This is a genomic window from Nitrospirota bacterium, assembly GCA_020851375.1.
Lineage (GTDB): Bacteria > Nitrospirota > 9FT-COMBO-42-15 > HDB-SIOI813 > HDB-SIOI813 > RBG-16-43-11.
This window is the reverse complement of record JADZCV010000049.1, coordinates 20,770-27,501: the sequence shown is the minus strand read 5'-3', so window position 1 is coordinate 27,501 and position 6,732 is coordinate 20,770. Positions and strand designations below refer to the sequence as shown.

The 6,732-nt window shown below is 46.3% G+C and carries 9 protein-coding genes; all 9 read left to right on the top strand.

Going from position 1 to position 6,732, the window contains the following annotated elements:
* Positions 1–57 precede the first annotated feature (57 nt).
* Positions 58–1,407 (top strand): sigma-54-dependent Fis family transcriptional regulator, encoded by a 1,350-nt coding sequence (locus IT393_12330; protein MCC7203432.1) that lies wholly within the window; start codon positions 58–60, stop codon positions 1,405–1,407.
* Between the two features lie 592 nt (positions 1,408–1,999).
* Entirely contained in the window at positions 2,000–2,488 is a 489-nt protein-coding gene (locus IT393_12325) for a prepilin-type N-terminal cleavage/methylation domain-containing protein (GenBank protein ID MCC7203431.1), read from the top strand.
* Complete coding sequence (locus IT393_12320) at positions 2,485–2,865, top strand: prepilin-type N-terminal cleavage/methylation domain-containing protein (protein ID MCC7203430.1); 381 nt, start codon at positions 2,485–2,487, stop codon at positions 2,863–2,865. The genes IT393_12325 and IT393_12320 overlap by 4 nt, the downstream gene beginning before the upstream one ends.
* Positions 2,866–2,995: 130 nt before the next feature.
* The gene (locus tag IT393_12315) at positions 2,996–3,343 is read left to right on the top strand and encodes a DUF559 domain-containing protein (GenBank protein ID MCC7203429.1); all 348 of its coding nucleotides are present in this window, start codon (positions 2,996–2,998) and stop codon (positions 3,341–3,343) included.
* Positions 3,340–4,158, top strand: a complete 819-nt coding sequence (locus tag IT393_12310; GenBank protein ID MCC7203428.1) for a prepilin-type N-terminal cleavage/methylation domain-containing protein — start codon at positions 3,340–3,342, stop codon at positions 4,156–4,158. Before IT393_12315 ends, IT393_12310 begins: the two co-directional genes overlap by 4 nt.
* Before the next feature lie 182 nt (positions 4,159–4,340).
* Positions 4,341–4,826 (top strand): hypothetical protein, encoded by a 486-nt coding sequence (locus tag IT393_12305; GenBank protein MCC7203427.1) that lies wholly within the window; start codon positions 4,341–4,343, stop codon positions 4,824–4,826.
* A 179-nt stretch (positions 4,827–5,005) separates the two neighbouring features.
* The gene (locus tag IT393_12300; protein MCC7203426.1) at positions 5,006–5,404 is read left to right on the top strand and encodes a prepilin-type N-terminal cleavage/methylation domain-containing protein; all 399 of its coding nucleotides are present in this window, start codon (positions 5,006–5,008) and stop codon (positions 5,402–5,404) included.
* A gap of 1 nt (position 5,405) precedes the next feature.
* Positions 5,406–6,242 carry a prepilin-type N-terminal cleavage/methylation domain-containing protein gene (locus IT393_12295; protein MCC7203425.1) on the top strand — a complete coding sequence of 279 codons (837 nt, stop codon included), beginning with the start codon at positions 5,406–5,408 and terminating at the stop codon, positions 6,240–6,242.
* An 8-nt stretch (positions 6,243–6,250) separates the two neighbouring features.
* A complete protein-coding gene (locus tag IT393_12290; protein ID MCC7203424.1) occupies positions 6,251–6,724 on the top strand; it encodes a pilus assembly PilX N-terminal domain-containing protein in 474 nt (157 codons plus the stop codon).
* Positions 6,725–6,732 lie beyond the last annotated feature (8 nt).

Below are 6,732 nucleotides of genomic sequence, written 5' to 3'. Positions count from 1 at the left end.
TCCCACTTGCGTGGGAATGACGGGTACTTAGGTGTATTTTCGGATGAACGATTATTTATGGCAACGATACTTGTAGTCGAAGATAATGTGTCAATGGCAAAGATGCTTAACCAGACCCTTTATTCAGAGGGGTATAAGATACTTCTGTGCACTGACACACCCTGCGGCCTCGAGCAAATTCAGAATGAGAATATTGACCTTGTCCTGACTGACCTCAGGCTGCCGTCCGGAACAGGCATAGACATACTCTCTGCAGTAAGGGAGCAGAGCCCGTTCACTCCTGTTATCCTTATGACTGCGTTTGGAAGGATTGAGGATGCTGTAAAGGCTGTAAAGGAGGGGGCCTATGACTTTATAACAAAGCCGTTTGACCCCGATCATCTCCTCCTGTTAATAAAACGGGCGCTTGAGAAAAAACGCCTGCTCACTGAAAATGTTCTCCTCAAAGAGGGACGGGAGAAGGATGTCCCGGGATTAATCGGGAAGAGTCCAAAATTCCTGGAGGCGGTTCAACTGGCCCATAAGGTGGCGCCAAGCAAGGCTACTGTCATGCTCTCAGGTGAGAGCGGCACTGGGAAAGAGGTCTTTGCAAAGACCATTCATCATCTGAGCCTGTACAAAGACGGCCCCTTTGTTGCCATTAACTGCGCCGCTATTCCAAAGGAGCTCCTCGAGAGTGAGCTCTTTGGACATGAGAAGGGTTCATTTACAGGGGCTACAGACAAAAGGACAGGGAAATTCGAGCTTGCAAACAATGGAACCATCTTTCTGGATGAAATAGGAGAGATGGACCCGGGGCTTCAGGCCAAGCTCCTGCGTGTATTACAGGGAGACGCCATAGAGCGTGTGGGTGGTACAAAGAAGATAGAGGTGGATGTACGGATCATTGCAGCAACCAACAGAGACCTTAAAGAGGCTATAGTCAGCAAGACCTTCAGGGAAGACCTCTACTACCGCCTGACCGTCTTTCCCATTACCCTGCCTCCCCTTCGCGAACGCAGGGAAGATATCCCTCAGCTTGCCTATCACTTCATATCCACATACAACACAGAGTTGAAGAAACATATCAGGGACATATCAGAACCTGCCATGGAAATATTAATACAGCAGCCATGGAAGGGGAATATCCGTGAACTTGAGAATTGCATTGAACGGGCAATAATACTCTGTGACGGTAGCACTATATTGCCGGAACATCTTGGCCTGCTGGAAACCGCTATAAAGACAGATGAAGTCTCAGCAGGCGGGCTTGCAGAGCTCGTTTATGCTGCAACAAGGTCAACAGAAGTCCGGGCAATAAAGTCAATACTGGCGCTGACAAAGGGAAACAAATCCAGGGCTGCCGATATCCTTAAGGTTAGCTACAAGACATTATTGACAAAGATCAAGGACTACGGTATACACTAATTATCCGCAATTATTTTCCACTTCAATTCCAGGGTTAAATATATTAATTCGAACTTGAACCCTGGGAGAAAACGATCAAATTAACATTCATGAGCCTGGGGTTATGAAAATCCCCCTTACTCCCCCTTTTTCAAAGGGGGAAATTAAACTCAACATCTTCCCGAAGCAGCATTAGTTCCCCCCTTTAGTAAAGGGGGGAAGGGGGGATTTGAACGGAGACTTTCAGGTGAACCGTCATGAGCCCTTCGACTGTTCGGCACGCTCACAGCTCAGGGCTCACAAGGATCATGAAAACGTCATTCCCGCGAAAGCGGGAATCCAGACCGTGGGCCAGATTCTGGATTCCCACTTACGTGGGAATGACGGGTGAATAGGAGCATTTTCAGGTGAACCGTCATGAGCCCTTCGACTGTTCGGCACGCTCACAGCTCAGGGCTTACCAGGGTTCATGAAAACGTCATTCCCGCGAAAGCGGGAATCCAGACCGTGGGCCTGGTTCTGGATTCCCACTTGCGTGGGAATGACGGGGTGAAAAATCCTGCGGGGACAGGTTCCGCGGGAATAACGGGTATACAGGGATTTTCGGGTGAATATGAACAATAAGGGTTTTACAATCCTGGAGGTCGTCACTGTCATTGCAATCTTTGGTATTCTGTCCGCAATTGCCATACCCGGCATGTCTGCCTTCACAAACAGGATGCGCATTGAAACTGCAGCCAGGACTCTCTCCACAGACCTGCGTGAGGTAAAGATGAAGTCTGTGCTTGACCGCTCTGATTATACGGTACTGTTTGACCCTGTCAGTAGTCTGTATGAACTTCCTGAAAGGCAATCGAGCCTTCCGCCCGGGATCAGGTTTGGTTTCGGTCCCGGTGTACTCGGCCCCCCTGCAAATCCTGCCTCTACGCCGGACAGTGACGGCATTTCCTTTTCGTCCAACAAGGCGGCATTCTATTCCAGCGGAACCAATAGCATGGGTACAATATATCTGACCAATAACAACAATATTAATATGGCCATAAGTATTACTATCACAGGAAGGACAAAGATATGGAAGTGGGATGGGAGAAAGTGGTCATGACTACAGCAACACCTGCCTCAGATATGGCTGGTTTCACGCTCATAGAGGTCATCATTGCCCTCACTATCTTCTCCATTGGCATAATGGGTATAAGCGGGATGATCCTCATTGGTGAAAAAGGGGTTGCTACAGGCAGCAAATCACTTTCAGCAGTACAAATATCCAGGGCACAAATGGAACAGCTCAAGGGCGGCTCATCCTTTGAGACAGCCAGTGGAGGATGTACGGCGCTTGATGCACCCGGGATACAGTGCCAGTGGACAATAAAAAAAGACACACCTGCAACCGGCCTGTCTGAAGTAGAGGTCAGGACTTCCTGGAATGAAGGGGAAAAGAAAAGGGAGCTTGTACTGAACACATTAAGATTTATTAAATAAGTTTCTGTCATGAATAGCATATAGAACTCCTGAGGCGGTTTGATAGAATCAGGAAGCCTATACATGATACTTCCATTAAGAATATATGGAACTCCCCCCTTTGAAAAGGGGGGACGGGGGGATTTAAGTTATGCAGACCTATAAGAAACATCTAAAGGTATATTCAAGGGAACTTAGGAAAAATATGACAGAGACAGAAAAATTATTATGGTCAAATATAAGATTAAAACAACTCAAGGGAATTCAATTTTACCGTCAGAAGCCTTTAGGAAGTTTCATCGTGGATTTTTATTGCCCAATGGCAAATCTCGTTATTGAACTTGATGGAGGACAACACTATAGCGAAGCCTATAAGGCAAAAGACGATCAGAGAGATAAATATCTGCGGAAAATTGGGTTACGAGTTCTCAGGTTCTCTGATAGAGAAGTCTTTGAGAATCTTAGCGAAGTGATTGAGAAGATATGGAGTTACTTATGATCAATAAATCTCCCCCTGCCCCCTCTTTTTCAAAGAGGGGTAATTCATGGAATAAAGGATATACCCTCATAGAGCTATTGGTAGCTATTCTTATCTCTCTGCTTGTGACCTTGTCTATCACAAAGTTCTTTATAACTGAGCATCACATATATTCTGTGCAGGAGGCAAGGGCTGAGATGAACCAGACCGTCAGAGGGGCTATAAATATGCTGTCCAGAGAGTTATTACTTGCCGGCTACGGCATCCCTCCCTGGATGAAGTGGATAAACACATTCAGCAGAGACGAGATCGAATTCATGACTAATCTCAGGGATGTCAGGGCCACCCTTTCTGCCGATGCTCCTGCAGGAGACGTGAGGATTGATATTAAGGAAGGAAACGGAAGGTCATTCGGCGAAAAAGACGTTATCATAATCTGCAATAATAGTACGTTCGACACTTGTGAAAGGCACACGCTGTCAGAGGATGGCAAAACTGATTACATCAGGATTGAATCAGTCCTTGGCTCTGCCTTTCCTGCTGGCAGCACTGTCAACCTCATAAATACAATCAATTACAGATATGATCCATCAAAGAAAGCTGTGCAGAGAAAGATAGACAGAGGGAACTGGGAACCTGTGGCTGAACATGTTTCCACTGATGGTTTCTCGATGACCTATAGGGACAAGAATAACAACGCACCTGTCCTTTCATCAGCTATCCATGAAGTTGACATTGGCCTGACTGTTGAAAGTTTCAGGCGTGACAGTTCCTTTAAGGAAAATAACGGATACAGGTTAAATAGCGCAAACACGACCGTCATGCTCAGGAATTAGGGGATTTTCAGGTGAACCGTCATGAGCCCTTCGACAAGCTCAGGGCTCACAAAGGCAGATGAAAATCCCCCTTAGTCCCCCTTTTTCAAAGGGGGAAATTATTTCCTCTCTGTATAAAAGGGGGAAATCAGTTCCCCCCTTTAATAAAGGGGGGAGGGGGGATTTGAAGCGGGGATTTTCGAATGAAGCGATTCAACGCAGGCGCTGTAATGCTTATCACCCTCCTGTTCCTTCTGCTCCTCACGATACTGGGCACATCATCCCTTTATCTGGCATACACAGAAATGATACTTTCGAGGGGCATGGAATCAGATGCAAAGGCGTTCTATATTGCCGAGTCAGGCATTGAACGAACATTATACTTGTTCGCAAATCCGGATAATTTTGGCGGAACACCAGGGGATTCCTTTAAAAAGCGCTTACTCGATAACACATCCTTCTTTGATGCAGGCGGCGTGAGCCAGTATTCCGGGACAGCGGGGAATCCGGATATAACGTTGTCAGGAACGGATAACGAGCTAAGGATATATAAGCCTGTTATCCCTGGCGCCCTATGCACAGTTAAGAGTACAGGGATTTCCGGAAGGATCAGCAGGATCGTTACTGCAGAGTTGATTGAAGGTCCCTCAGGCACAGAAGTACTACCAGGTTCATGGAGATCTGAGTGAAAAATCCCCCTTAATCCCCCTTTTTCAAAGGGGGGATATGTAATCAACTACATACCTGTGAAGTCAATTCCATAATTTTACACCCTCCCATAATATAAATATCATTAATTATCAAACAGTTACAGGATGGCACTTCGATTGCAGAGTCTTCCTTTCAGGATAAAATGAAAGGATAAAAAATGAAGAAGCTGTCTGATCAAAAAGGTTTCACACTTCTTGAGCTCTTAATCGCCCTGACCATACTATCCATAGGCCTGCTTGGCCTTGCAGGCCTTCATGTAGCTGCAATCCAGGGAAATGTCAGCGGCTTTAAGATCAGCACAGCAGCAGCGGTTGCGCAGGAAAGGATTGAAGAGTTAAAGGCTCTCGATGCATCCGCAGCAGCCTTAAGCGCCGGGGCTCATGCCAATGACGGAAGCTCTGTTATACAGGGCATAACTTACAACAGGAGTTACACAATCCAGGATAATACACCTGTCACCGGTACAAGTACAATCACACTAACGGTAACGTGGGTCGAACCAAAAACCCATGTGACAAGGAATACAAGTGTATTTACACGGATAAACAAAGGATAACATGAATATTTTAAGATCACAAAGAGGGTTCAGCGCAGTAGAGCTGCTTGTAACAATCGGGATCATGGGGTTTGTCCTCGCTGCACTGTACAATGTCCTGATAAGTCAACAGCGCACTTATGAAGCACAGAAGGATGTTTCTGTCACACAGCGGGATATCAGGGCATCTTTGTCCTATCTCGAAAGGGATGTGCGGATGGCAGGTCTTGCTGTTCCGCGGGGCACCAATCCTATTGCAGCATTTCAGAATGGGACTGGACTTAACCCGGCCGCACCTGACACTATCAGCATAAATTTCAGTCCTGGTCCGATGAGCTATCTGACTGCAAGCACGGTTGACCTTCCAGGCACTGACAACATAATCAGGGTGGATTCAGTAACAGGATTCACTGTTGGCGACACGATAAATATTATTAACAATGAAACCAATAATCTTGTAGGTGAATATGTGGTCAAAGCCGTGGACAGCGCAGACAACAAATTGTCGCTGGACTCAGATCCCCTGTCAGATGACGTACTGGATATAGGTTTTCTTGTTGCAAGAGATTTCAAGACTATAACGTACAGTGTACAGGCTGATGCAGGCACAGGGCGAAACAGGCTTATAAGGAGTGATGGTACCGTGAATTCAACCATAATAGACGGGATAACCAACTTTCAGATTTCATACGTACTTGATAACGGAAGCGAAGTTAATGCCCCGACCGATTTGTCTGATGTGAGGCGTGTAAGGATAGACGTGACAGCAGCTACGATAAAGCAGGCAGCAAGACTTGGAGGTCAACCTACTTCAAGAGAGATAACTACTTTAGTACCCGTAAAGAATATCAGGTTATGAGGCGTGAAATGATAAAATTAAAGACCTATACAAAAATATTAAATGATAAAGACGGCACTGCCCTCGTCATTGCAATGGTCTTTCTGGGCCTGCTTACAACAATAGGATTGTTTGCCTTACTCAACTCTACTACTGAGCTTACAAGCTCGGCGAGTTACAGAGGCAATAAAGAGGCATTTTATGCAGCAGAGGGCGCCCTCGAGTATATTAAGGGCGACGGGCACTACTTTACTACGAAGGCGACCATTAACTTCCCTGATAATAATCATCCGACGGCAGCAGCACGGGACCTCGCGGCAGACGGCACTGATGCAACAGGTTCTGTCAAGTATCTGAATTCAGGCAATCCACCGCCTGGTTACGGTTTCAGCGCCAAGGATACTATGTCAAGTTATTTTGTGATAGAAGCAACCGGCACAGCCGCTTCCGGGGTGCAAAACACTCAGGAAGAAGGCGTTGCCAAAATTTTACCTAAAGGATAAAAAGGGGG